Source organism: Larkinella punicea (genome assembly GCF_003334855.1).
Taxonomy (GTDB): Bacteria; Bacteroidota; Bacteroidia; order Cytophagales; family Spirosomataceae; genus Larkinella; species Larkinella punicea.
In genome coordinates this window covers 74,110-98,421 of sequence record NZ_QOWE01000006.1, presented here as the reverse complement: position 1 = coordinate 98,421, position 24,312 = coordinate 74,110, and the positions used below count along the sequence as shown (strand labels likewise).

17 protein-coding genes are annotated in these 24,312 nt (G+C 52.5%); 11 read left to right on the top strand and 6 right to left on the bottom strand.

What is annotated here, in order from left to right:
* Window positions 1-298: 298 nt before the first annotated feature.
* Together DUE52_RS08730 and DUE52_RS08725 are read left to right on the top strand one after the other, a co-directional pair.
* On the top strand, window positions 299-1,945 hold the full coding sequence (locus DUE52_RS08730; RefSeq protein ID WP_229312122.1) for a GH39 family glycosyl hydrolase: 1,647 nt from the start codon (window positions 299-301) through the stop codon (window positions 1,943-1,945).
* A 125-nt stretch (window positions 1,946-2,070) separates the two neighbouring features.
* Complete coding sequence (locus tag DUE52_RS08725) at window positions 2,071-4,890, top strand: glycosyl hydrolase (RefSeq protein WP_114405612.1); 2,820 nt, start codon at window positions 2,071-2,073, stop codon at window positions 4,888-4,890.
* A gap of 67 nt (window positions 4,891-4,957) precedes the next feature.
* Here DUE52_RS08725 and DUE52_RS08720 read toward each other — a convergent pair whose 3' ends face one another.
* Window positions 4,958-6,598 carry a glycerol-3-phosphate dehydrogenase/oxidase gene (locus DUE52_RS08720; RefSeq protein ID WP_114405611.1) on the bottom strand — a complete coding sequence of 547 codons (1,641 nt, stop codon included), beginning with the start codon at window positions 6,596-6,598 and terminating at the stop codon, window positions 4,958-4,960.
* A 192-nt stretch (window positions 6,599-6,790) separates the two neighbouring features.
* On the opposite strand from DUE52_RS08720, the gene DUE52_RS08715 reads away from it, so the two are divergent.
* The 3 genes from DUE52_RS08715 to DUE52_RS08705 all read left to right on the top strand — a co-directional run bounded on the left by DUE52_RS08715 (window position 6,791) and on the right by DUE52_RS08705 (window position 9,590).
* Complete coding sequence (locus DUE52_RS08715; RefSeq protein WP_114405610.1) at window positions 6,791-7,684, top strand: LysR substrate-binding domain-containing protein; 894 nt, start codon at window positions 6,791-6,793, stop codon at window positions 7,682-7,684.
* A 220-nt stretch (window positions 7,685-7,904) separates the two neighbouring features.
* Window positions 7,905-9,068: an acyltransferase family protein gene (locus DUE52_RS08710; protein WP_114405609.1), complete on the top strand. Its 1,164-nt coding sequence runs from the start codon at window positions 7,905-7,907 to the stop codon at window positions 9,066-9,068.
* A gap of 99 nt (window positions 9,069-9,167) precedes the next feature.
* The gene (locus DUE52_RS08705; RefSeq protein WP_114405608.1) at window positions 9,168-9,590 is read left to right on the top strand and encodes a hypothetical protein; all 423 of its coding nucleotides are present in this window, start codon (window positions 9,168-9,170) and stop codon (window positions 9,588-9,590) included.
* Window positions 9,591-9,633: 43 nt separating this feature from the next.
* Here the strand turns inward: DUE52_RS08705 and DUE52_RS08700 are convergent, their stop codons facing one another.
* A complete protein-coding gene (locus DUE52_RS08700; protein ID WP_114405607.1) occupies window positions 9,634-10,701 on the bottom strand; it encodes a DUF3500 domain-containing protein in 1,068 nt (355 codons plus the stop codon).
* A 346-nt stretch (window positions 10,702-11,047) separates the two neighbouring features.
* On the opposite strand from DUE52_RS08700, the gene DUE52_RS08695 reads away from it, so the two are divergent.
* Window positions 11,048-12,334, top strand: coding sequence for a citrate synthase (locus DUE52_RS08695; RefSeq protein ID WP_114405606.1), 1,287 nt, complete (start codon window positions 11,048-11,050; stop codon window positions 12,332-12,334).
* Window positions 12,335-12,521: 187 nt separating this feature from the next.
* Here DUE52_RS08695 and recA read toward each other — a convergent pair whose 3' ends face one another.
* Window positions 12,522-13,592: a recombinase RecA gene (recA, locus tag DUE52_RS08690; protein ID WP_114405605.1), complete on the bottom strand. Its 1,071-nt coding sequence runs from the start codon at window positions 13,590-13,592 to the stop codon at window positions 12,522-12,524.
* A 246-nt stretch (window positions 13,593-13,838) separates the two neighbouring features.
* Here recA and DUE52_RS08685 point away from each other — a divergent pair, with 246 nt between their 5' ends.
* The 3 genes from DUE52_RS08685 to DUE52_RS08675 all read left to right on the top strand — a co-directional run bounded on the left by DUE52_RS08685 (window position 13,839) and on the right by DUE52_RS08675 (window position 16,837).
* On the top strand, window positions 13,839-14,858 hold the full coding sequence (locus tag DUE52_RS08685; RefSeq protein WP_114405604.1) for a lipid A deacylase: 1,020 nt from the start codon (window positions 13,839-13,841) through the stop codon (window positions 14,856-14,858).
* Between the two features lie 29 nt (window positions 14,859-14,887).
* The gene (locus DUE52_RS08680) at window positions 14,888-15,931 is read left to right on the top strand and encodes an aminopeptidase (RefSeq protein WP_114405603.1); all 1,044 of its coding nucleotides are present in this window, start codon (window positions 14,888-14,890) and stop codon (window positions 15,929-15,931) included.
* A gap of 102 nt (window positions 15,932-16,033) precedes the next feature.
* Window positions 16,034-16,837: a DUF3108 domain-containing protein gene (locus DUE52_RS08675; RefSeq protein WP_114405602.1), complete on the top strand. Its 804-nt coding sequence runs from the start codon at window positions 16,034-16,036 to the stop codon at window positions 16,835-16,837.
* Window positions 16,838-16,857: 20 nt separating this feature from the next.
* On the opposite strand, the gene DUE52_RS08670 is transcribed toward DUE52_RS08675, so the two are convergent.
* From DUE52_RS08670 to dnaA, 3 genes are all read right to left on the bottom strand, one after another.
* Window positions 16,858-17,895, bottom strand: coding sequence for a GNAT family N-acetyltransferase (locus DUE52_RS08670; RefSeq protein WP_114405601.1), 1,038 nt, complete (start codon window positions 17,893-17,895; stop codon window positions 16,858-16,860).
* Window positions 17,865-18,824: a GNAT family N-acetyltransferase gene (locus DUE52_RS08665; protein WP_114405600.1), complete on the bottom strand. Its 960-nt coding sequence runs from the start codon at window positions 18,822-18,824 to the stop codon at window positions 17,865-17,867. Before DUE52_RS08665 ends, DUE52_RS08670 begins: the two co-directional genes overlap by 31 nt.
* 85 nt (window positions 18,825-18,909) lie before the next feature.
* On the bottom strand, window positions 18,910-20,319 hold the full coding sequence (dnaA, locus tag DUE52_RS08660; protein ID WP_114405765.1) for a chromosomal replication initiator protein DnaA: 1,410 nt from the start codon (window positions 20,317-20,319) through the stop codon (window positions 18,910-18,912).
* A gap of 415 nt (window positions 20,320-20,734) precedes the next feature.
* On the opposite strand from dnaA, the gene DUE52_RS08655 reads away from it, so the two are divergent.
* Together DUE52_RS08655 and scpA are read left to right on the top strand one after the other, a co-directional pair.
* Window positions 20,735-22,093 carry a methylmalonyl-CoA mutase family protein gene (locus tag DUE52_RS08655; protein ID WP_114405599.1) on the top strand — a complete coding sequence of 453 codons (1,359 nt, stop codon included), beginning with the start codon at window positions 20,735-20,737 and terminating at the stop codon, window positions 22,091-22,093.
* A 21-nt stretch (window positions 22,094-22,114) separates the two neighbouring features.
* Window positions 22,115-24,301 carry a methylmalonyl-CoA mutase gene (gene scpA, locus DUE52_RS08650; RefSeq protein ID WP_114405598.1) on the top strand — a complete coding sequence of 729 codons (2,187 nt, stop codon included), beginning with the start codon at window positions 22,115-22,117 and terminating at the stop codon, window positions 24,299-24,301.
* The last annotated feature ends 11 nt before the right edge of the window (window positions 24,302-24,312 follow it).

Below are 24,312 nucleotides of genomic sequence, written 5' to 3'. Positions count from 1 at the left end.
TGCGCGGGTTGGCGGGGCGCGGGCCTACGATCCGACGACTGATTATCCGTACCTGATTCCGAGTTTCAGCACCACCGAACCCAATAATTTCGACAAAGAGCGCATTTTCAAGGCCTTTCAGGAAGCTAAAAACGGCAAGGTTGTCGTGCTGACGATCCACGGTGTTCCCGACTACGCGCATGATTGGGTGACCACGCCCCCGGCTATTTTTGAAGCCTACCTAAAATACCTGCACGATAACGATTACAAAGTCATCGCGCTGCGGGATCTGGCGCAATACGTTGACTACAAAGAGGCCCTGCGAACCATTCCGACACCCCCTCCCCCGGTTTCGATTCAGGTGGATCTGAGCAAACCCAAAGGCAAAATGGAGCCGGTTTGGGCGTGGTTTGGCTACGATGAGCCGAATTACACCTACATGAAAGACGGCAAAAAACTGCTGACTGAATTGGCGGAACTGAGTCCGGTTCCGGTGTATGTCCGGGCGCACAGTCTGCTGGTGACCGGCGACGGAAAACCGGCCCTGAAATGGGGTTCGACCAACGCCTACACGGAAGATGCCAAAGGAAAACCGGTGTATGACTGGACGATTGTCGACAAGATTTTCGATACCTACGTCGAGCGGAAGATGAAACCGATGGCGCAGATGGGGTTCATGCCGGAAGCATTATCCTCCAAACCGCAACCGTATGGGCATGACTGGCAACCCGGACAACCGTACGACAAGATTTACACCGGCTGGCGGTATCCACCGAAAGATTACCGGAAATGGGGCGAATTGATCTATCAGTGGGTCAAACATTCGGTGAAGCGTTACGGCAAAAAAGAAGTCGAAAGCTGGTACTGGGAACTCTGGAACGAACCCGACAGCCCGTATTGGGGCGGTACCGTCGATGACTACAACAAACTGTATGACTATTCCGTAGACGCTGTCCGGCGGGCCTTACCGACGGCCAAAGTAGGCGGTCCGCACGTCACGGGGCCGCAGGGGAAGCGGGGTGCTACGTTCCTGAAAGCGTTTCTGGAACACTGCCGAAGCGGGAAAAATTATGTCACCGGCAAAACCGGCACTCCCCTCGATTTTGTAGCTTTCCACGCGAAAGGGTCGCCCAAACTGGTCGATGGACACGTTCGGATGAATCTGGGAACCCAATTGCGCGACATTTCGAGCGGTTTTCAGATTGTGGCCTCGTATCCCGAATTCAGCAAACTGCCCATCATCATTGGCGAGTCAGACCCGGAAGGCTGTGCGGCTTGCGGGATGCAAACCAACCCGGAGAACGCCTACCGCAACGGCACGATGTATTCGAGCTACACGGCGGCCGCGTTTGCCCGGAAGTATGAACTGGCCGATGCGCATCAGGTGAACTTCAAAGGCGCGGTTTCCTGGTCATTTGAATTTGAAGACCAGCCCTGGTTCTACGGTTTTCGCGATCTGGCGACCAACGGCGTCGATAAACCGGTTTTGAACGTGTTTCGGATGTACGGCATGATGCGCGGAAACCGGGTGGAGGTAACGGGTAACATGGCCTACCACACGATGGCAATTCGGGACTCCAGCGTTCGGCGGGCCGAACCGGACGTCAACGCCCTGGCAACCCGCGATACGGCTTCCAATACCGCAGCCGTGATGGTCTGGAACTACCACGACGACAACGTTCCGGCGGCCGCTTCGCTGGTCGATCTGACTATCAAAGGCTTACCGGCCCAACAGGTGACGGTGACGCAGTACCGGATCGACGAAAATCACAGCAATTCCTACGCGGTCTGGCTAAAAATGGGTTCGCCAAAGCAACCGACGGCGGAACAAACTGCGACGCTGGAAAAAGCCGGGAAGCTGGCCCAATTCGAAGCGCCGACGCAGGTGGCGGTTACCAACGGCACCGTCCGGCTGAAAACCGACCTGCCGAGGCAGGGGATTTCGTTGTATACACTGACGTGGTAAAGAGAAATTGAAGTTATTTCGCGGAGTTGAGCGGAGGAAAAAAGAGTTAAGCAGAGATTCTATTATTTCTCTCCGCTTAGCTCCTATTCCTCCGCTCAACTCTGCGAAATAGCCCTTTAAAACACATGAAAAAATTACTTTTTTTACTTCTCCTCAGCAACGCATTACTGGCCCAACCCCGCTGGCCAGCCGTCACGCAGCAGGCCAAACCCTGGACCCGCTGGTGGTGGATGGGGAGCGCGGTGAACCCGAAAGACCTCACGAGCCTGATGGCCCAATACCAGAAAGCCGGTTTGGGCGGGGTCGAAATTACCCCCATTTACGGGGTCAAAGGGGAAGAAAAACAGTTCATCGACTTTCTGTCACCGAAGTGGATGTCGATGCTGGATCATACGCTGAAAGAAGCCAATCGGATTGGTCTGGGGGTCGATCTGGCGCAGGCGTCGGGCTGGCCGTTTGGCGGTCCGTGGGTGACGCCGGAAGATGCCTGTAAGTACGTCGTTCACAAGACGTTCACGCTGAAAAGTGGCGAGACCCTCAACGAGCCCGTTACCTACATCCAGAAGCCGATTATGCGGACGGTGGGCGAGAAGATTGATATCAAAGAGTTAGTCGAACCGATTGCGAAAAATCCGAACCTGCAACTTCACGCGTTCGATCAGGTGCGGTTTGAAAAACCGTTGCCACTGGTTACGATGATGGCGTATTCGGACAATGGCCGGGTCATCAACCTGACTACGAACGTCGACAGTACGGGGAAACTGAACTGGACGGCACCGGACGGCACCTGGATTCTGTATGCGGTTTTTCAGGGCTGGCACGGCAAGATGGTGGAGCGGGCCGGACCGGGGGGCGAGGGTGACGTCATCGATCACTTTTCCAAAACCGCCACGCAGAATTACCTCAAAAGATTCGATACGGCTTTTAAAGGACACGACCTGAAAAACATCCGGGCGTTTTTCAACGATTCGTATGAGGTGGACGACGCCCAGGGCGAAAGCAACTGGACCCCGGCCTTGTTCAATGAGTTTGTGAAACGGCGCGGCTACGACCTGCGGCACCAACTGGTGTCGTTCTTTGCAAAAGGGAAAAATGACCGTTACCAGCGCGTGCTGACCGATTACCGGGAAACCATTTCGGAATTGCTGCTCGAAAATTACACGAAAACCTGGAGCGATTGGGCCAAAGGGAAAGGCAAAATCATCCGGAACCAGGCGCACGGTTCGCCCGCAAACATTCTGGATTTGTATGCCATCACCGACATTCCCGAAATCGAAGGCACGGAGATGCTGCGCATCAAATTTGCGTCGTCGGCGGCTAATGTGACGGGCAAAAAGCTGACCTCGTCGGAGTCGGCGACCTGGGATAACGAACATTTCCTGTCGAAACTGAGCGACATCAAAAAGGATATGGACCGGTTTCTGCTCGGCGGGGTGAACCACACGTTTTACCACGGCACCAACTATTCTCCGCAGGAAGCTGCCTGGCCCGGCTGGCTGTTTTATGCCGCCGTGCATTTCAATCCGAACAATTCCTTCTGGACGGATTTTAGCAAATTGAACCAGTATGTGGCTCGTTGTCAGTCGTTTCTACAAGCCGGAAAGCCGAACAACGACGTGTTGGTCTACCTGCCGATCTACGATGCCTTTGCCCGCCCCGCCCGGGAACTGCTGCAACATTTCGACGGCATCGAACACGGTTTTAAAGGCTTGCCGGTAGAGAAACACGCCGAGTCTCTCCTGAAAAAAGGATACGGTTTCGACTTTATATCGGACAAACAACTGATGAAGGTGACGGCCATCGGCGGGAAATTGCAAACGGGCGGTGTAACCTACCAGACGATTCTGGTACCCGAAGCGCAATTGATTCCACTGGAAACGCTTCAGCAGTTGATGAAACTGGCGCAAAGTGGGGCGAAGGTGGTTTTTGCCAACGAACTGCCGCAGGATGTTCCCGGCTGGGGTAAACTGGCCATTCGCCAGAACGCGTTCAATGCGCTGATTACGTCCATCAATTTTGAAGATGCCGAGGATGGCGTGCAGAAAGCGCGGGTCGGGAAAGGCGCGTTCTGGGTGGCGAGTGATCTGGAGGCTATGCTGACGGCTGCGGGCGTCAAGCGGGAGAAAATGGTCGATACCGGGCTGCAGGTGGTGCGCCGGAGCCACGCCAATGGCAACTATTATTTCATTGCCAACTGGGGCAACAAGGCTGTAGACGGCTGGGTGCCGATCAGTGTGGTTGCGAAGTCGGTGGCGTTGTATAACCCGATGACGGAGAAGCTGGGACTGGCCCGGTTTCGGACAACCGGCGGAGTTGGGGAGGTATATCTGCAACTGGCGCCCGGCGAGTCCTGCATTCTGGAAACGTCGCGAACGGCCGTCAGTGGTCCGGCGTATGCGTATCTGAAACCGTCAGCCGCCGGGACTGAAATCAAGGGAACCTGGGCGATCAACTTCGTCAATGGAGGACCACAATTGCCGACTAAAAAAGAAACCGATCAATTGGCTTCATGGACGGAACTGGATGGCGATGATGTGAAAAAGTTTTCGGGAACGGCCACCTACACGATTTCTTTTCCGAAACCGGAAGGAACCGGTGATGGCTGGCTGCTTGATCTGGGAAAAGTGGCCGAAAGTGCCCGCGTTCAATTGAATGGCAAAGAAATCGGAACATTGATCGGGCCGACGTATCAGGTTTTTATTCCCAAAGACCAGCTAAAACCGACCAATACGCTGACGGTTTTTGTGTCGAACAGCATGGCCAACCGGATTGCCGACATGGACCGGGAACACATCAACTGGAAGAAATTTTACAACATCAACATGTCGGCCCGACTGCGCGAGAACCGGGGTGAAGATGGCAATTTTACCGCTGAAAAATGGAAACCGCTGGCATCCGGCTTGCTCGGTCCGGTGACGTTGACCCCCGTAGTTTCGGGGAAATAGGATTAACCTCTGATCAATCCTATTTCCCCGAGACCACCGGCCAGACCACTCGTTTAATTACTTCATATTAGAGCACCAGCCCCGCCGATTTCCGGAACCAGTCGATCTCGGCGTGGTAGTCGGACACGGCTTTCCGACGCTCGTCCTCGGTCCAGCCCAATTCGGAGGCCATGAGGTCGGCAACGGTTTCGGAAATCTGGTCAGTGGATTCCCAGTCGGTGAGTTCCAGCCCAAACCGCCGGGCCAGCACATCCTTGAGGGTTTGGGCCATTTCGGCCCGTACCACAAAAACCACCTCGGCTTTGGTGTGTGGCAAACGATCCGAAAGCCGCTCGGCCCAGTCGGGCCGGTCGTGCATAAGCTGCGCAATTTCCAGACTTTCTGTGCCATACTGCCGGTTCAGGTGTCTGGCAATGGCTTCCGGAACCGCATATTTATTAACCAGCACTTTCCAGAAATCATCCGCGTAGCCTTCAGCCCCGACCAGTTTGATGTGATCCGTAACGCAGGGTTGTTCGGGCCATTGCTGCAATTCGTAGAACTTGTCGATGGTGTCTTTCGCCATGAGTCGATAGGTTGTCCATTTGCCACCAAGAATGCTGACGAGGCCCGATGCCGGATCCACTTCAACCTCGTGATCGCGCACCAGTTGCTTGGTATCGGCGTTGGGGTCGGCCTGCAACAAAGGGCGCAATCCGGCAAAACCGGCAATGACCTGATCGGCGGTGATCGGTTTTTCAAAATACCGGTTGACGTAACTAATCAGGTAATCGACTTCTGCCCGCTCCACCACCGGCTCCGACTCGCCCAGTTCCGACTCGGTTTCGGTCGTCCCAATCATCAGTTTTCCGTTGTAGGGAATGATGAAAACCACACGTCCGTCGTCGGTTTTCGGCACCAGAATGGCGGCATCCGACGGCATCAACTCGCCCGGCACAATGATGTGAACGCCCTTGCTGACCCGCATCCGGATGCCCATTTCGGGGTTCGCCAGCAGTCGGATGCGGTCGGCAAACGGGCCGGTGGCGTTGATAAACCGTTTGGCCCTCACCCGCAACAACCGCCCCGTTAGCGAATCCCGGACGTACAAAACCACCAGTTGACCGGCCGCGTCCTTCTCAAAGGTGCGGGCTTCGGCGTGGTTGAGGGCCACCGCGCCGTATTGCATGGCGGTTTTGACCAGCGACATGTTGTACCGCGCATCGTTCAACTGACCGTCGTAATACAATACCGCACTATGAATTTTATGGGTGAGCGAGGGGTTGCGTTTCAGGGCCTCTTCCTTGTTCAGCCACTCGCTTTTTCCGATGCTCAGGTCGCCGGAGAGCGTGTCGTACATTTTCAGTCCGGCGGTATAGTAAATGCCTTCCATCCAGCTCATACAGGGCGTCAGCAGCGCCAGCGGATGTGCCAGATGCGGAGCGTTCCGGATGAGCGTCAGGCGTTCGCGCAGGGCTTTTTTCACCATGTGATACTGGTTCAGATCGGCCTGTTTGACCGCCTGTTCCAGATACCGCACCCCGCCGTGAATCAGTTTGGTCGATTTACTGGAGGTTTCGGAAGCAAAATCGTGCTTCTCGATGAGGATGGCCTTCAGACCCCGGCTTTGGGCATCGAGCAGACACCCGGCGCCGGTGGCACCTCCACCAATGATGCAAATGTCAAATTCCTGATTTTCGGCTTCTTTGAGATGGTCGTTGCGCTGCATAATCGAGTTGTTTCGCAGACGGGATCGCCCGTGCGGTTTAGCGGAGAAATGCAAAGGTAAGCAGAGTCTGGTAGTTATTTTCATGCAACTTCACGGCCAATAAGCCCGCAGGGCTTGTTGGCAATTTCCTGGTTTGTTTTCTTCGTAGCTTTATTACCTTTGGTTATAACTATAGCTTTATTGATTGTTCCGATGGAAGATTTCCGGTTGAGAGTATTTTACAGCGTTGCCCGTCACCACAGTTTCACGAAAGCCTCTTCGGAGCTATTCATCACCCAGCCTGCCGTTACCAAACACGTGAAGGCCCTGGAGGATATGCTCGGCCTTCGGCTTTTTGACCGGAAAGGCAACACCATTGTGCTGACGCCCCCCGGTGAGGTGTTGTTCCGGTATGCCGGGCAAATCTTCGATCTGTATCAGGAAGCCCTTTTTGAGCTTAATACTTTTAAAAATGACCTGAAAGGCAGTCTGCGGCTCGGTGCCAGCACCACCATCGCCCAATACCTGATTTCTCCCCTGCTGGCTTCCTATTACGAACGGTATCCAACCATCCAGCTCAGTTTGCAAACCGGCAACACCGAGATGATCGAACACGCGGTTTCGGCCAAAGAGATCGATCTGGGCATTGTGGAAGGCAAAAAACACCATGCCGGCTTGAAATACCACGATTTTCTGGAAGATGAACTGGTCGCCGTCGTGCATAGCAACAGCCGCTACAGCCGTCTGAAAGAAATTACGCTGGCAGAACTGAGTGCCATTCCGATGGTGTTGCGCGAACGCGGTTCCGGCACGCTCGAAGTGCTGGAAACGGCACTCCAGGCGCGGGGCATCCGGCCTTCCACGCTGACCGTGGTCATGCACCTGGGTAGTTCGGAAAGCATCAAATCGTTTCTGGAACACGCCAATTGTCTGTCCATTCTGTCCTCCCGCGCCATTGAAAAAGAAGTAAAGAGCGGAGTGCTCAAAATTGTCACCATCAAGGATTTTCGCCTGCCCCGAACGTTCAGTTTCGTCCATTTACAGGGTTTACCAGAAGGGTTAGCCGCCGGTTTTATGACATTTGCCCGGCGGTATTATACATCCTAAAACAGAAAATACTTCAATAATCTACTGATTTTAAGCCATTTATCAGCCGTGTCGATATTTATTTATGTCTAACATGTTACCATTTAGCCATATCATCATCTTAATAGTAACCTTATGCATTTGACCTGACGGGATCGCTTCGTTTATTCACTGCCTATGCCCGCAAACGGGAAATGTAAGGGCCTTTCAACTCGAAACGTGTAACCAACATTTCCTTTTCATGCAGCTCTGTTCTACCAACACCTTACCAAAATCCTTCGCATCCGTCCAGGCTTTGCGCGCCCTGGCGGCCCTCCTTGTCACGCTCTTCCACGTATCGATGAAAATGGAAGATGTCGCGATTTATTCCCCTCTCTTGCGATGTTTTAAAGCCGGTTTTGGTGGCGTCGATCTGTTTTTTGTGATCAGCGGTTTCATCATTACCCACACCAACGGGTCGAAAATAAACCGACCCGATCAATTGATTCCGTATTTAAAAAAACGTTTCGGACGCATTTATGTCATCTACTGGCTGGTTCTGGTAGCAGCCAGTGTGCTGTTTCTGTGGCTCAATGCCTTTGCCCCTTCATTAAAATGGCTTTCTTACGGCTTCAATCCCGTCGAAATTGCAAAAGCGCTCACGCTTCTTCCCTTTCACGAGAGCCTGCTGCCAGTTACCTGGACCTTGAGCTACGAGCTTTATTTTTATGTACTCTTCGGACTGTTGATTGTCTCGCGGTACTTTCTGATCATCCCCGTTCTGCTCCTGGGCGCAACCCTGCTCAACGGTTTGGCAACCGGGGCCGGACAGCCCCCGCTGTTTGCATTCAGTTACCACCCTTTCCTGTTGAGTCCCTTTACGCTGGAATTTTGCTTTGGCGTGGTTGCCTACCATCTCGCCCGCCGGAATGCCTTTGACATTCATCCTTTGTTGATGGGTCTGGCCGCCGGGCTTTTTTTCCTCACCGGAGAGTGGGCTACCCCCGCCGACTATTGGCTCCGAATTGGCGGATTCGGTCTTCCGGCAATGGTTCTGTTGCTGGGTCTGATCCGCTGGGAGGCATCGAACCGGTTTTCGTATCCGGACTGGCTGACAAAGCTGGGGGATGCTTCCTATCTGCTGTATTTGATTCACGTTCCTGCCATCATGATGCTTACCCAGGCGCTGATGATTCTGGGGCTTGCAAACTACGTGGTCGTAGCGAATGTCCTGCTGGTTGCGTTCCTGGCCTGGTTTAGTTGGCTGGCGCACCGATGGGTCGAAAAACCGCTATTACACTGGATTCACACCAGCCGACCCAAAACCGTTGCTCCTAAAAAAGCACATCTGGAAACGATTCGCTATGAATCGGTAGCGGTTTCCGTTCTTCACACACAAAATGACCAGGCAGCAGCGTTATCCTGAAACGGTCGCGGGATTATTTCTAACCAGAAGCCTCTTTTGAGGCTTTTTTTATTCATAAAAACTCCCGAAGATTGGGTTTTCATCACCTTTTGCTCTCCAATGCGCAACAACCAGTTTTATTACCTCGTCCTGTTTGTTTTAGTTATCGTCGATGCCTGGCTGCTGGCCCATCCGAATTTGATTGGCCAGATCAGTATTTTCTGGTACGACCATGATTACCTTGAAACATTGCCCAAAGCGATGGCCACCGTGGCGGTCACGGTTTTGGTGGCCTTGCTGCTCAGCTTCCTCATCAGCCGGGCCTTGAGCGGTACGCTGGCGGCAGTGCTGGCCGTCACGTTGTTTGTGGTCTGTCTGTTTGCGATTTTCCAAACCTATACCCGGTTTTCGACCGGTACCTACCAATTGATGGGCTCAGGATTCAAAACCGGTGCGGTTTTGCTTCCCGTGATTCTGGCGATTATCTTCGGAAAAACGTCGTATGATGTTTTAACAACGAAAAAGCCCCAAAAACGGCGATAACCGAATCGATTTATCACACCGGTTTTCGATGGGATACTGCCGGTTATTTGTGGCTTTCCAGGTAATGTTGTTTCAACACATCGTCGCCGAAGTCGTTCCCTTTTTCCCGTAAAATGGCGTGGATGTGGTTGCCATCGTTCTGAAAACCAACGTTATCGTATTCGATCAGGAAATCGGGGCCGTTGATAATGTAATAATGCGGTTTGTTGTTTTCGTGGCTACCAATCCAGGCAAAATAAATCTTGTCGATGCCTGATTTCACGATTTTATTGAAAAGCTGGTGGGCTTTCCAGTGTTCGAAATTGTGGGTATATTCCTGAATCAGCAGCGTCAGCAACGCCTTTTGTCCCTCGTCGAATTGCCGGGCGGCAATGCCGTAATACTGCGTAATGCGCTGGCTGCCCTGCGGACTGGTTATGATGTCTTTTGGTACGTCCTGCTTGAGGGTAGCAAGGGCTTTCTGCTTGTCGGTCAGCGCGTTGATGAGCATAAAGCCATAATCTTCCTCCTTGCTCAATACGCGTAGTCCGGCGTATTTGGCGGATTTCACCTCCGATGGATCGGTACCGATAAAATAGGGCGACATCGACACCTTCTCGCCGTCGGCGGTGAGGCTGAGCGCCAGGTGATGTCCGCCAAAATTGAGGCCCCAGGGTTCGGCGGTTTGCGGTTTTCCCCAGACCGAAATGTAGTAATTACCGTGCGACCACTTCAGATTCTGAATCATGGTGAGCGTTTTCTGGTCGATCTTGCCCTGATCGAATGCCTGTTGGTAGAGGGTGTTCAGAATGTCGTCCAACTGCATGATACTCGTCGTTTTCAGGTAGCCCTGCGAGCTCAGCATCGCCGACAGGACCCGGTGAAAAGCCAGGCGGCTTTGGTCGGATAAGGTTCCGTAGGCAATGCCGGGCCGGGGCACCAGTCCAACCGGCAGGTTAGTCCATTTTTTTCGAAGACTGTCGGCAAAGGAAAACTGCGTTTTTTGCAACTCTCCGTCATCGAGCGTACTGAGAAATTGCGAGGTCGTTTCGATCAGCGTTTTGGTCGACTGGGCCGATACAAACGAAGTCAGGAATCCGCAGATTAACAGGAGGATAAGGTTTTTTTTCATCGTCGGTGGTTTGAACCTAAATTTAGAATATCTTCCACGAACTTACTAATCGGATCCCGTCGACCGGGGCCATTCGGAAGGTGCGGCTGGTGGTCAAAAATGATGAATCCATCCATTTATAGTCGCAACTATTGGCATCCATTTCGGGTTAAACAAGTAGATTTTGCATAATCCTTGCGTTTTTACCAAAGTAATCACTTGTCGTTAGTGGTTTTTGGCTAATTTCGCCCGGCGACTCCTCGCCCGGCATTGTCCATTCGTTGCGCAGGGTCGTCACGATGGAGGATAGATAGCCAACCTGAACGATTAAGTTTACCATAACCGATTTACTCTACCCCAAATACGTATGTCAAACACTGCCGAACTGTCTGTCGATGGTAAAACCTACCAATTTCCAATCGTTGTTGGTAGCGAACAAGAAAAAGCCATTGACATTTCCAATCTCCGCGACCAAACGGGTTATGTTACGTTAGACAAAGGATACAAAAATACCGGTGCGACCCAGAGCGCGATCACTTTCCTGGATGGTGAAGAAGGCATTCTGCGGTACCGGGGCTATTCCATTGAAGACCTTGCCGACAAAGCCAGTTTCCTGGAAGTGGCTTACCTCCTGATTTACGGTGACTTGCCGACTCAGCAGCAATACGCCGAGTTTGAAGACAGCATCCGGCGTCATACGATGGTGAATGAGGACATGCGGAAAATTTTTGAGGGTTTCCCCAATAATGCCCACCCGATGGGCGTATTGTCGTCGCTGGTGAGTGCCCTGAGTGCGTTTTATCCGGACTCATACGACGACAAAGCGCCGGATCAGACGCAGATGCACATCATCCGGCTGCTGGCCAAACTGCCGACGATTGCCACTTGGTCGTTCAAGAAATCGCAGGGCCATCCGGTTAATTACCCAAAAAATCAGCTCGACTACTGCTCGAATTTCCTGCACATGATGTTTGCGCTGCCGGTAGAAGACTACCAGATCGATCCGGTGGTTTCCAGCGCGCTGAACAAATTACTGATTCTTCATGCCGACCACGAACAAAACTGCTCGACCTCGACGGTGCGGCTGGTTGGTTCGTCACGCGCCAATATTTATTCTTCGATTTCGGCCGGTATCAACGCGCTGTGGGGGCCGCTCCACGGTGGTGCCAACCAGGAAGTGATCGAGATGCTGGAAGAAATCAAAGCCAATGGCGGTGATGTGGCAAAGTACGTCGACATGGCGAAAAATGCGAAGACCACCGGTTTCCGGCTCTTCGGTTTCGGCCACCGGGTTTATAAAAATTTCGATCCACGGGCGCGTATTATCAAGAAAGCCGCCGATGATGTACTGAGTAAACTCGGCGTGAACGATCCGGTGCTCGAAATTGCCAAAGGACTTGAAGAAGCGGCTCTCCACGATGAGTATTTCGTTTCGCGGAAACTGTATCCAAACGTCGATTTTTATTCCGGAATTATTTACCGCGCCCTCGGCATCCCGACCAATATGTTCACGGTGATGTTCGCCATCGGTCGTTTACCCGGCTGGATCGCCCAGTTCGTCGAAATGCGGGCACAGAAAGAGCCGATTGGTCGTCCACGTCAAATTTATACCGGCCCGACGCTGCGCGAGTTTAAAGCCATCGGTGACCGTTAGTATTTACGAACGTTAATTCTACGACAAGAGCCCCGGATTTATTCGGGGCTCTTTGTTTTTTCGGCAACATAACAAAAAAGAGGTGGTCAGCAACGGCCAACCACCTCTTCATTTGTCAAACAATACTGAAAATTTTTTCGGTATGAAGCCGCAAAACCGGCTCACCACGGTATTTTACGGTATCTTGTTAATCGAGTGTCTCGTCGCCTTCTACGGCAGCGCCAACAGGATCGACCAGCGCATCTTCGTTGGCATTCACCATCGCACGAATTTTAGCTTCCAGTTCGGCCATCAATTCGGGATTGTCGGATAACAGATTTTTCACGGCATCGCGTCCCTGCGACAGCCGGTTGCCATCGTAGGAGAACCAGGAACCGGATTTTTTAACGATTTCCAGCTCAACCGCCAGGTCAAGTACCTCGCCGACTTTCGAAATTCCCTGTCCGTACATGATGTCGAATTCGATCACTTTGAACGGAGCGGCCAATTTATTTTTGACCACCTTCACTTTCGTGCGGTTCCCCATGATTTCATCGCCGTCCTTGATCTGTCCGATCCGGCGAATGTCCAGCCGAACCGACGAGTAGAATTTCAGGGCATTTCCACCCGTGGTCGTTTCGGGATTTCCAAACATGACCCCGATTTTTTCGCGCAACTGGTTGATAAAGATGCAGCAGCAACCGGTTTTGTTGATCACGCCCGTCAGTTTCCGCAACGCCTGCGACATCAACCGGGCTTGTAAGCCCATTTTGCTGTCCCCCATGTCACCTTCCAGTTCGGCTTTCGGAACCAGCGCGGCCACGGAGTCGATGACGATGATGTCGATAGCCCCGGAGCTAATCAGGTGTTCGGCAATTTCGAGTGCCTGTTCACCGTTGTCGGGTTGCGATATGAGTAAGTTTTTGGTATCGATTCCTAATTTTTCAGCATACGAGCGGTCGAACGCGTGCTCGGCATCGATGAACGCAGCCAGACCACCGGCTTTTTGAGCTTCGGCGATGCAATGCAGCGTCAGCGTGGTTTTTCCCGACGACTCCGGCCCGTAGATCTCAACGACCCGGCCCCGTGGAACACCCCCGATTCCCAACGCCAGGTCCAGCCCCAGCGAACCCGTCGAAATGACCGGAATATCAACGACTTTGCTTTCACTCAGCCGCATGACCGTGCCCTTGCCATAGGCTTTGTCCAACTTTTCGATGGTCGTTTGCAGGGCTTTCAGTTTGTTCTCAGTAGCCGTACTAGCGGTTGCTTGTGCCATGTGATGTGTTTTTCCTCAAAAAATGATTTTTAGTATGTTTAGCCTTATAAAATTACGATTTTGCAGTCAGATTTGCAAGCCCTGTTTGTAAAATAATCAAAATATATGAAGCGTAGTATACGCTCGGTAACCCGACAAAAACTAACACAGGTTAAATATTTTCCAGGAATATCCCCGTGTAGCCGGACGATTACTACTATAGTTGTATGGTATTTATGTTTTACAACACACACAATCAGCGCCCAGTTGAACAACCGGACCTTCGATCAGCGCGTTCGACTCGACAGCATTCAAAAACTGAGTTTTCGCTTCACTAGTTTGGGTTTTGTCCGTAATAATGAGTTTTTCGGCCCCATCGCCGACGGGTATACGCTCTTTGGCTACCAGCTCAATCCCCGGATTGCCTACCAGCCTGCGCCGAACGTTGTGCTGGAAGCTGGTGTATTTTTCAAGAGCGATTTTGGCCAGGAACGCATCACGCAAATCGCGCCGACGTTCACCGTAAAGTTTCGTCACCGCAACTGGAATTACCTCTTTGGGACGTTGGAAGGCTCAGTAAGTCACAACCTGATTGAGCCACTCTACAATTTTGAACGGCTGCTGCAACAGCGCATCGAGAACGGCCTGCAAATCAATCACCAAACCGACCGCACCTTCTTCGACGGCTGGATCAGCTACCTCCAGAATACCCGGCCCGGCTACACGCGTCAGGAACAGTTCTGGGGTGGTGTTTCGGCGGAATTTTCGCTGCTGCATACCCCCGGTTTTCGGCTGAGCGTGCCGCTGCAATTCACGGTTTTTCACGCTGGCGGCCAAAACATCAACAGCCCGCTGCCCGTCCGAACGGCCTTGAACGCGGCCGGTAGCCTGAGTTTGACCTGGCAGAATGCAGCGTCTGGTTTTCTGCGCTCGGCCCGGCTGGACACCTATGTGGCCGGTTATTCTGAAAATGCGGAAAAGTCTTATTCCGGTAGCGCTTTTTATCCCAATTTAACGCTCCACCTAAAACCGCTGACAGTTTTGGTTAGCTACTGGCGCGGAAACGCCTATCGGGCCGAATTGGGCGGGGATTTGTACCAGAGCTACACGCGCCGGTATAACAGCACCTATGAGGAGCGCAACCGACAACTGTTGATGCTGCGGTTTTTAAAGGATATTTCGATTGCCAATGGCCTTTCGGTAACCGTCCGTTTAGAGCCCCATTATGACGTAGGAAACGGAAAATTTGAGCATTCGGAGGGGGTTTATATCAACTTCCGGCACTAGAAAACCGGGAGAGTCTGCTACTTTTGTCTATGGTTCGTAAAATCCTGCTGGCCCTTTTGGGCGTATGTATTGTGTTGGGAATCTGGTACCGCGACCTGATCGGCTATGGCTGGATGCAGGCAAAGGGGCAATTCCGGATTTTGTGGAACACGCGGCCGGTCGAGGAGGTGCTGGCCGATGCGTCGTTTCCGGATTCATTGAAGCAGAAAATTGAACTTATTCAGGAAATCAAGCGTTATGCCGTTGATTCTCTGGGTATTAATCCTTCCAAAAACTACACGACATTTTACGACCAGCACGGGCAACCGATTCTGTGGGTCGTGGTAGCTTCGGAAAAATACCGGCTTGTGGCCAAAGAATGGGAGTTCCCGGTCATCGGAACGTTTGCGTATAAAGGATTTTTTGAACGCGACCGCGCCAATCAGGAACAGGACGAACTGAAACAACTGGGCTACGATACGCGTTTAAATGAAGTATCAGCCTGGTCGACGTTAGGATTTTTCCGCGACCCCATTCTGTCGTCGATGTTGAAACGATCGGAAGGGCAGTTGGCCGAGTTGATCATTCACGAACTGACGCATGGCACGCTGTTTGTAAAAGATAATTTGGAATACAACGAAAACCTCGCGGATTTTGTCGGTGAATATGGGGCCTTGAAATTTCTGACCCAGAAATACGGAGCCAGCTCACCGGCGGCTCTTGGCTATCTGGATTCGAAACAATACGGCGAAAAATACGACGAACACATTTTGCGCGGAACCCGGAAACTCGATAGTTTATACGCGACTTACAACCCTCAAACGCCCGAACGGGTCAGGGAAGAAAAGAAGTGGCAGTTGATCGACCAGATTGTCGAAACCGTCGATACCCTGGAAACGAAGCCGCTGACGGGTTCGCCGGTTCCTAAAAAGCGTCGGTTTAACCCGCAGAATTTACCGAATAACGCGTACTTCGTGGGTTATAAAACCTACCGGCAGCAACAAAACCGCTTCCGGCGCGAATTTGAAGAGAAGTTTAAGAGCAATTTTAGTCAGTATTTGGCGTATTTAAAAAAGACCTATCCGTCCTTGTAAGTTTGATGACGGTTGAGCCACTTTTTATGGCGGTTCACCCGTTTCCAGTTGGAAGTACCTATCTCTAATCCTGACATTTGCGGGGCCAAGGGTCAAGCGATCATGAAAAAAGTAGTCCTTATCCTATCCATCCTAACCACAGCGGCTCTGTCGCAGGTGGCGCTGAAACCGGAAAATGCGTACCGTCGCGTACCCAATTCCAGTTTTGGGGCCGGTGAGCACCTGGAATACAAAGTCCATTACGGCATTTTCAACGCTGCGGAAGCGGTTGTCGATGTGGCTCCGACGCTTTATAAAGTCAACGAACGGCCTTGCTATCGCGTCAACGTGTATGGCCGAACCGTCGGTGCCTTCGACCTCATCACTCGCATTCGCAACACCTGGCGGTCGTACATCGATACGACGGCGATTCTGCCACAGAAATTTTTCGCCCACATCGAAGAGGGAAACCACCGCAAGGAAGAGAACGTGACCTTCAATCATTTTGCCAATACCGTTCGGGCCGAAGAAAAAAACCAGAAGGATGTTTTTAAAGTGCCGGATAACGTCCACGACGTCATCAGCGGCTATTATTACTTACGAACCATCGACTTTAGCCGGGTCAACACGAACCAAACCATCGAAGTACCCGCTTTTTTCGACGATCAGGTCTACAACATGAAGGTACGGTATCGGGGCCGGGAGGTGGTTAAAACCCGGTTTGGTCATATCAACGCCATCAAGCTCAACCCGGTTTTGCCGGAGAATAAATTGTTTAAAGGCGAGGATGCGATTCGAATCTGGGTGTCGGACGATGCCAACAAGGTTCCGGTGAAAATCGAAGTGGAGTTGTGGGTAGGTTCGATGGAAATGGACCTGAAAAAGCACTCTGGCTTACGAAACGATCTGAAGTTTTTCAAGCAGTAACAGACCTACAAACCGGTCCGTCAAGTCCGGTTTTTCCATTCAAGAATAGTACGAACGAAAGCTCTGGCGTAGGTAATAAACCACGGCAGACGGTCGTATGAAATTTCGGTATAGGGGCGGCTTTCGGCCCCGAAACTCTGGTAATACGCTTTCACCGACTCCGCTCCCACTGCCGGACTTTCGAAATCAAACTCCAGCGGTTGTCCGGCAAACGCTTCGATGAGTTGATTGATCATCCACAAACGCGCCTGTTGTTTCCGCCCGGTGGGTGACGCGCCGTTGAAAAGATAAGTAATCCGGTCGCGATCCGCCACAAACAAGCCACCCGCTTCGGCGTTTTTTTCGCCTTCTTTCCGAGCCAGCCAGATGCGCGCCATTCCCCGGTTTTTTAGTTGATCGACGGCTTTTACAAACCGGTCGTAGATCGTTAAATCGAGTTGAATACCGCCAACTGCCTTCTCTTCATTGTGCTCCCGATGCAGTTGAATCAACGGCCGTATGTCCGGTTTTTCTTCCACCACCCAGCCCACATTACGCGCCCGATTGAGGTTAATTTTCCGGTCGGTTGCATACTGCCGATAGATTTCTTCATACGGTTTATTGAGCGGCAAAACGTGGTTATACCGCTTGATCACGGAAAATTCGGTTGGAAATTGCAGTTCGTTTTCATTCTTTTCGTTAAACCGGTACGAAACCACCCAGCGAAAAGACCGGTTTAATCGATCGAAAAAGTCGGAAGACAATACCGCTAAATCGATTGCGGCCCGGCTGAAAATTCCCAGTTGCTGGCAATAATCGGGCTGGTAGGCATACCGAATCCCGTATTTTTGTTTGTAAACCACCGGCATCACGGCCACATACTGCCCGGCCTGTTCGGCCACGATGCCGCCCCAATGTGGAGCGCCAACGCCCGTGGTCAGGGCATCCAGGTACCATGAAAATGCATAGAACAGTCGCTGGGTCGATTCGGCAACGCAATCATCCCAGCGAACTGCGTCGAAATCGGCGCGGTCAAGATACCGGACATTTATCGGGGGAAAAGCGTTTGCTGCAGCCATTGCTTCATCCGGTGCAAGAACCGCACCGAATCCGGCAGTTGGTTGCTCACCAGCCGAACATATGGTTCCGGTTCGGCCCCGAAACTACGGTTAAATGCCGCCAGTGTTTCAACTTCGGGGCTTTCAAAATCTAACCAGAGCGGCTGCCCGGCGTATTCCCGAATGAATTGATCCAGAATAACGGTTCGGGCGTTGCCTTTCCGCCCTTCCGGACTGGCCGCACAGAAAAGGTGGATAATCCGGTTGACATCCGTTACCAGCAGACAACCCGCTTCGATCTGCCCGTTTTGCATCGCCACGCGGATGGTTACCTGCTGCCGGTTTTGCAAAACCGCAACCAGTTGCCGGAGTTGATCATAGGCCTGTGGCGCCACGCGACCGATGCCGGCGGTGTTATACTTCTGGAACAAGTCGATCAGCGGAGCAATATCGGTGGTATCATCAAACGCCCATTCGCGCTGCAAACCGCGTTTCAGGTTATTTTTTCGATCTTTCGAATAGCCCGCAGCCAGTTCCGCGTATGGTTTCTGAAGATTCAATACGTGATTTGTCAGGGGAATCGGATGCACTGAATCCGCCACCAACCCGGCTGAATTGAAAGTATTGAACTGATACGAAGGAATATAGCGAATGTGCTGGTGGAGGGCTTCCAAAAACCGGGATAAAACCGAAGAATTCGGCGTTTCACCAGCCGAAAAAACACCAAGCTGGTGGCAGAACAAAGGCTGAATAACGGACTTGACGCCATACCGACGGCGAACAGGCAACGGCATAACGTACTCATAATCACCTTCCACCAGCAACTCCCAACCGGGCGAAACGACGTCCATATACCACGAAAAGGCGTAGACCAGCCGCTGTGGAGAAAGCGCCACGCACCGATCATACGCGGCATCGTCGATCTGTTGTCGGGAGAGCAGGCGAACCAACCGAGTTTCTGGTTTGGAGTGAAGAGTTATGAGTGAAGAGTTATGAGTGAAGAGTTAATGCGTCAGCCAACTCTTCACTCTTAACTTATTTCAAGGCTCCTTTCAGCTTTTCGACGGTTTCGCGGATTTGCGGATGGGTGTTGGTGATGTCGCTGATCGTTTGAATGGCGTGAATAACCGTGCTGTGATCACGTCCTCCGAAGTGATATCCAATCGATTTCAACGACAGTTCCGTCAGATCTTTGGCCAGAAACATGGCAATCTGGCGCGGAAAAACCGCTTCTTTCTTTCGGCTTTTGCTTTTCAGATCGGAAACTGCAATCTTGAAATGATCGGCCACCACGTCCTGAATGGTATCGATGGTCACTTCCTTATCCGAGTCGATGATGAGGTTCCGGAGGGTGTTCCGGGCCAGATCCAGATCGATTTCCCGGCGGTTGAGCGACGCCTGTGCCATCAGCGACACAATGACGCCTTCCAGTTCGCGCACATTCGTATTGATGCTGTGCGCCAGGTACTCGATGACGTTATGCTCGATGAAGATGCCTTCGGCCAGCAGTTTTTTCTGAATGATGGCCGTCCGCGTTTCCAGATCCGGTTGGGTCAGATCAGCCGTCAGGCCCTGCTTGAAGCGCGACTGAAGCCGGTCCTGCATGCCCTGCAAATCGCGGGGGGCGCGGTCGGACGTCATGATGATCTGCTTTTTGGCGCCGTGCAGGTGGTTGAAAATATGGAAAAATGTCTCCTGGGTTTTTTCTTTTCCCGCCCAAAACTGCACATCATCGATGATCAGCACGTCGACCTGCATGTAAAAACCCATGAAATCCCGCAGCGAATCGGTTCGGATGGAGTTGATAAACTGGGTGGTAAACTTTTCGGAAGACACGTACAGGACGAATTTATCCTGATTGTTATTTTTGATGTAATTGCCGACAGCCTGCACCAGGTGGGTTTTGCCCAACCCCACCCCGCCGTAGATCATCAGCGGATTAAAGGCGGTTGTTCCCGGATTCTGGGCGATGGCGAAACCCGCCGAGCGGCCCAGCCGGTTGCAGTCGCCTTCAATAAAATTATCAAATGTATAGGCCGGATTCAGGTACGAATCCAGTTGCAGCGAGTCCAGGTCTTTCATTTCAAATGGACTCTTCAAAATATCGGCGTCGACGTTGTCCGGTTTGGCATTCTGGGGCGACTTTGAAGTCGGTACGTTGACCGTCAACGGCTTACTGCCTTCGTCGCCTTTGTCGACAATGATTGAATATTGCAATTGACCGTGATGACCGATGGCAAAGTCGAGCGCTTTTCGAAGTAAATGAACATAGTTTTCCTCCAGCCATTCGTAGAAGAACTGGCTGGGTACCTGGATGGTCAGTTCGCTCCCATTCAGGCGCAGGGGAACAATCGGCTCGAACCAGGTCCGAAAACTCTGGTCGGGAATGTTCTCCTGGATCACCTGCAGGCAGCGGTTCCAGACCGTCACTGCTTCGCGCTGTATGCCGGGTACGGGTATGTTCACAATTTCATTTTGCCTAATCATAAAGCCAAATTGCCCAAGACAATCAGCCCGGTGGGTGAAAAAAGGGAGACAAAAGTAGGAAAAAAATTAGAGCAGACAAGGTGACTTGCCAAACTCCGGCCGGATAAAAATACGGCCCCATTTTGTATCTATCAATACATTAAAATAGATTATCAAAATAATACAACCCAACGGCGAACGGCGAAGCCTCCGCTGTGGCTTTACTCCGAAAAGACCTAACTTTGGAAAAGAATGGATTTGATGGATTCGATGGTTGAAAATGGTTTGATGGTTAAATGGCTAATGGCTGTTTGTGAAGACCATCCTTTTTACCGTAAAACCATTTAACCATCCCAACCATTCAACCCTTTTTAACCCTCCAGCCCTTGATACTATGTTTTCTATAAAATCGCTCTTTCCCGCCGTTACGAAAGCGGAGTGGACCCGGCAGGTGGTGGCCGACCTGAAAGGAAAACCGCTTGAATCCCTGAAGCGGCCCACACCCGATGGCCTGGAGACGGAGCCATTTTATACGAATGAAGACTTGGCGAAGCTGCCACTTGCCACAATCCAGCAAAGTCAGCGAACGGGCCAGTCGCTGGGCTGGTTGAACGTGCCGCAGGTGCGGTTTTCAACGGAAAGTGAGACTAATACGGGTCTGCGTACGGGTCTTACCAAAGGGGCCGACGGTTTTCTTCTTGATTTGACCGAGGCAAAAATCGAAGAAATTAACTGGAGTCGGCTGCTGAATGGCCTGAAACTGAGCGACACGCCGGTTTGGTTTTGCGTCGATGGACAGTCGGAAAACGTGGCGACGGCGTTGAAGCAGATTCTGCCGTATCAACTGAAAGGCGGTATTCTTGATGAACCAGTGGCCCGTTCCCTCCAGTCTGGCACCCATCCCGACGCGGCTCTGGTGCAAATGGCGGAAGCGACGCGCCTAACGTTGGACTCACCCCACTTTCGGACCATTACGGTCGGCAGCACGGTTTTCCACAACGCCGGGGCCACCGCCACACAGGAACTGGCCTTCACGCTCAACGCCGTGGTGGACGTCTTCGATCACCTGACCAACGCCGGTTTAACGATGGAACAACTGATTCCCAAAACCGGCTTCGTGGTCTCGGTCGGAACCAGTTACTTCACCGAAATCGCGAAACTCCGCGCCCTCCGCATCCTCTGGCAACGCTTGTTAACATTTTATCATTCATCATTCATCATTCATCATTCATCATTCATCCACGCCCAAACCTCCACCTTCTACGACACTACGGCCACGCCTTACAACAATCTGCTCCGGGCCACGACGGAAGCCATGTCCGCCGTCATCGGGGGCTGTGATGCGCTGACCGTTCATCCGTACAACGCGGTTTTCGGCGAACCCGATGAATTTTCTACCCGCATTGCCCGGAATATTTCCATTTTGCTGAAAGAGGAAGCCCATCTGGACAAAACGCTCGACCCCTCGGCGGGTTCGTATTACCTCGAAACCCTGACGAACGAGCTGGTCGAATCGGCCTGGGCGTTGTTTCTGGATGTCGAAAAGCAGGGCGGTTTATTGAAAGCAACCGAAAGCGGTTTTGTTCCCAGCGAACTGGAGAAAGCGTATCAGGCCAAAGTGGAAGCGGTGAAGAACGGCCGGATTTTGGTGGGCGTGACGAAGTTTCGGGTTGATGAGGAAGTGCTGCTGGCCAAACCGGCAAGGGTTCAAAAAACCTTACCGGTTTTACGGTTGTCCCAAGAATTCGAGTAATTTCCAGAAGAGAAAACCGGTATGAGACCTGATTTCAATACGCCACTTCATCAAACGACACCTGACAACCCTCCCTCGTCAGCCACGTCTTCGCGCCCTTTCGTAACCTCCGAAGGCATTAAAATAAAACCGCATTACGAAGCCGCCGACCTTGCCGACGCCCAGCACCTGGGTTCCGTCGCCGGGATTCCGCCTTTTCTGCGCGGCCCCTACAGCAGCATGTACCTGACCCAGCCGTGGACCATCCGCCAGTATGCCGGTTTTTCGACCGCCGAAGCGTCCAATGCGTTCTACCGCCGGAATCTGGCGGCCGGGCAAAAAGGGCTTTCGGTCGCGTTCGATCTGGCGACGCACCGGGGCTACGATTCCGACCATCCGCGTGTGGTGGGTGATGTGGGCAAAGCCGGGGTTGCCATCGACACGGTGGAAGACATGAAGACACTGTTCGACCAGATTCCGCTCGATCAGATGTCGGTATCGATGACCATGAACGGGGCGGTTTTGCCCATTCTGGCGTTTTACATCGTGGCGGCAGAGGAACAGGGCGTCCGGCCGGAGCAATTGTCGGGCACCATTCAGAACGACATTCTGAAGGAGTTCATGGTACGGAACACGTATATCTATCCGCCCGAACCGTCGATGCGGCTGGTCGGCGATATTTTTGCGTATACGAGTCGCTACATGCCCAAGTTCAACTCCATCAGCATCAGCGGCTACCACATGCACGAAGCGGGCGCTCCCGCTCACATCGAACTGGCCTATACGCTGGCCGATGGCCTGGAATACATCCGAACCGGTTTGAAAGCCGGGATGAGTATCGACGATTTTGCGCCCCGTCTGTCGTTTTTCTGGGGAATCGGCATGAACCATTTCATGGAAATTGCCAAAATGCGGGCGGCCCGGGTGCTTTGGGCGACGCTGGTCCGGCAATTTGAGCCGAAAAACCCGAAATCGCTGGCGTTGCGAACCCATTGCCAGACCAGCGGTTACAGCCTGACGGAACAGGACCCGTTCAACAATGTAGCCCGGACGTGTGTCGAAGCGCTGGCGGCTGTGCTGGGGCATACGCAATCGCTGCACACCAATTCGCTGGACGAAGCCATTGCCTTGCCCACCGATTTTTCGGCGCGGATTGCCCGAAATACGCAGCTTTATCTGCAATATGAAACAGATATTACCGCCGTTGTCGATCCGTGGGGCGGTTCGTATTATGTCGAATCGTTAACCGATCAATTGATTCAGAAAGCCTGGGCGTTGATTCAGGAAGTGGAAACGCTGGGTGGCATGACCAAAGCGATTGAAACCGGTTTGCCCAAACTGCGCATCGAGGAAGCGGCCGCCCGAAAACAGGCCCGGATCGATTCCGGGAAAGATGTGATTGTCGGTGTTAACCAATACCGCCCTGATTCGGAAAAGGAACTTGAATTGCTGGAAGTCGATAACCAGGCCGTTCGGGAAGGACAGATCCGGCGGATTAACGAGGTAAAAGCCAGGCGGAATGAGGCAAAAGTGGAAGCCGCGCTGGAAGCGATTACCGAAGCCGCTCAAATGCCCCCCAGCCCCCTAAAGGGGGAGACTCCCCCTTTAGGGGGCTGGGGGGCAACCAACCTCCTTGCTCTCGCCATCGAAGCCGCCCGCCAACGGGCTACGTTAGGAGAAATTTCGTACGCTATGGAAAAGGCATTTGGCCGTCATAAGGCCACGATTCGTTCCGTGTCGGGCATCTATTCCGCCGAGGTGTCGGATGATGAAAATTTCCGGCTCGCCCGGCAGCTCACCGACCGGTTTGCCGAGCGGGAAGGCCGCCGTCCGCGGATTCTGGTGGCCAAAATGGGTCAGGATGGCCACGACCGGGGAGCCAAGGTCATTGCCACCAGCTTTGCCGACCTGGGCTTCGACGTCGACATGGGGCCGTTGTTTCAGACGCCGGAAGAAGTGGCCCGGCAAGCTGCCGAAAACGACGTTCACCTCGTGGGCGTGTCGAGCCTGGCCGCCGGACACAAAACGCTGGTGCCGCAACTGATCGAAGAATTGAAAACCATCGGCCGCGACGACATCATGGTCATTGCCGGGGGCGTCATTCCCGCGCAGGACTACCAGTTTCTGTATGATGCGGGTGTCAAAGGCGTTTTCGGGCCGGGAACGGTTATTTCAATAGCGGCTCAGAAAATCCTGAAAGAACTGATGCCCGAGTTGGGCCAGCCCTAGATCGTAAACCG

Excerpts from the sequence above, each read along its gene's own strand:
- DUE52_RS08720 (WP_114405611.1), bottom strand. The coding sequence starts at position 6,598 with ATGCAGCGCAACGACCATCTCAAAGAAGCCGAAAATCAGGAATTTGAC.
- DUE52_RS08710 (WP_114405609.1), top strand. The coding sequence starts at position 7,905 with ATGCAGCTCTGTTCTACCAACACCTTACCAAAATCCTTCGCATCCGTC.
- DUE52_RS08655 (WP_114405599.1), top strand. The coding sequence starts at position 20,735 with ATGTTTTCTATAAAATCGCTCTTTCCCGCCGTTACGAAAGCGGAGTGG.
- DUE52_RS08705 (WP_114405608.1), top strand. The coding sequence starts at position 9,168 with ATGCGCAACAACCAGTTTTATTACCTCGTCCTGTTTGTTTTAGTTATC.
- DUE52_RS08715 (WP_114405610.1), top strand. The coding sequence starts at position 6,791 with ATGGAAGATTTCCGGTTGAGAGTATTTTACAGCGTTGCCCGTCACCAC.
- DUE52_RS08680 (WP_114405603.1), top strand. The coding sequence starts at position 14,888 with ATGGTTCGTAAAATCCTGCTGGCCCTTTTGGGCGTATGTATTGTGTTG.
- DUE52_RS08725 (WP_114405612.1), top strand. The coding sequence starts at position 2,071 with ATGAAAAAATTACTTTTTTTACTTCTCCTCAGCAACGCATTACTGGCC.
- DUE52_RS08670 (WP_114405601.1), bottom strand. The coding sequence starts at position 17,895 with ATGGCTGCAGCAAACGCTTTTCCCCCGATAAATGTCCGGTATCTTGAC.
- DUE52_RS08695 (WP_114405606.1), top strand. The coding sequence starts at position 11,048 with ATGTCAAACACTGCCGAACTGTCTGTCGATGGTAAAACCTACCAATTT.
- recA (WP_114405605.1), bottom strand. The coding sequence starts at position 13,592 with ATGGCACAAGCAACCGCTAGTACGGCTACTGAGAACAAACTGAAAGCC.
- DUE52_RS08675 (WP_114405602.1), top strand. The coding sequence starts at position 16,034 with ATGAAAAAAGTAGTCCTTATCCTATCCATCCTAACCACAGCGGCTCTG.
- scpA (WP_114405598.1), top strand. The coding sequence starts at position 22,115 with ATGAGACCTGATTTCAATACGCCACTTCATCAAACGACACCTGACAAC.
- DUE52_RS08700 (WP_114405607.1), bottom strand. The coding sequence starts at position 10,701 with ATGAAAAAAAACCTTATCCTCCTGTTAATCTGCGGATTCCTGACTTCG.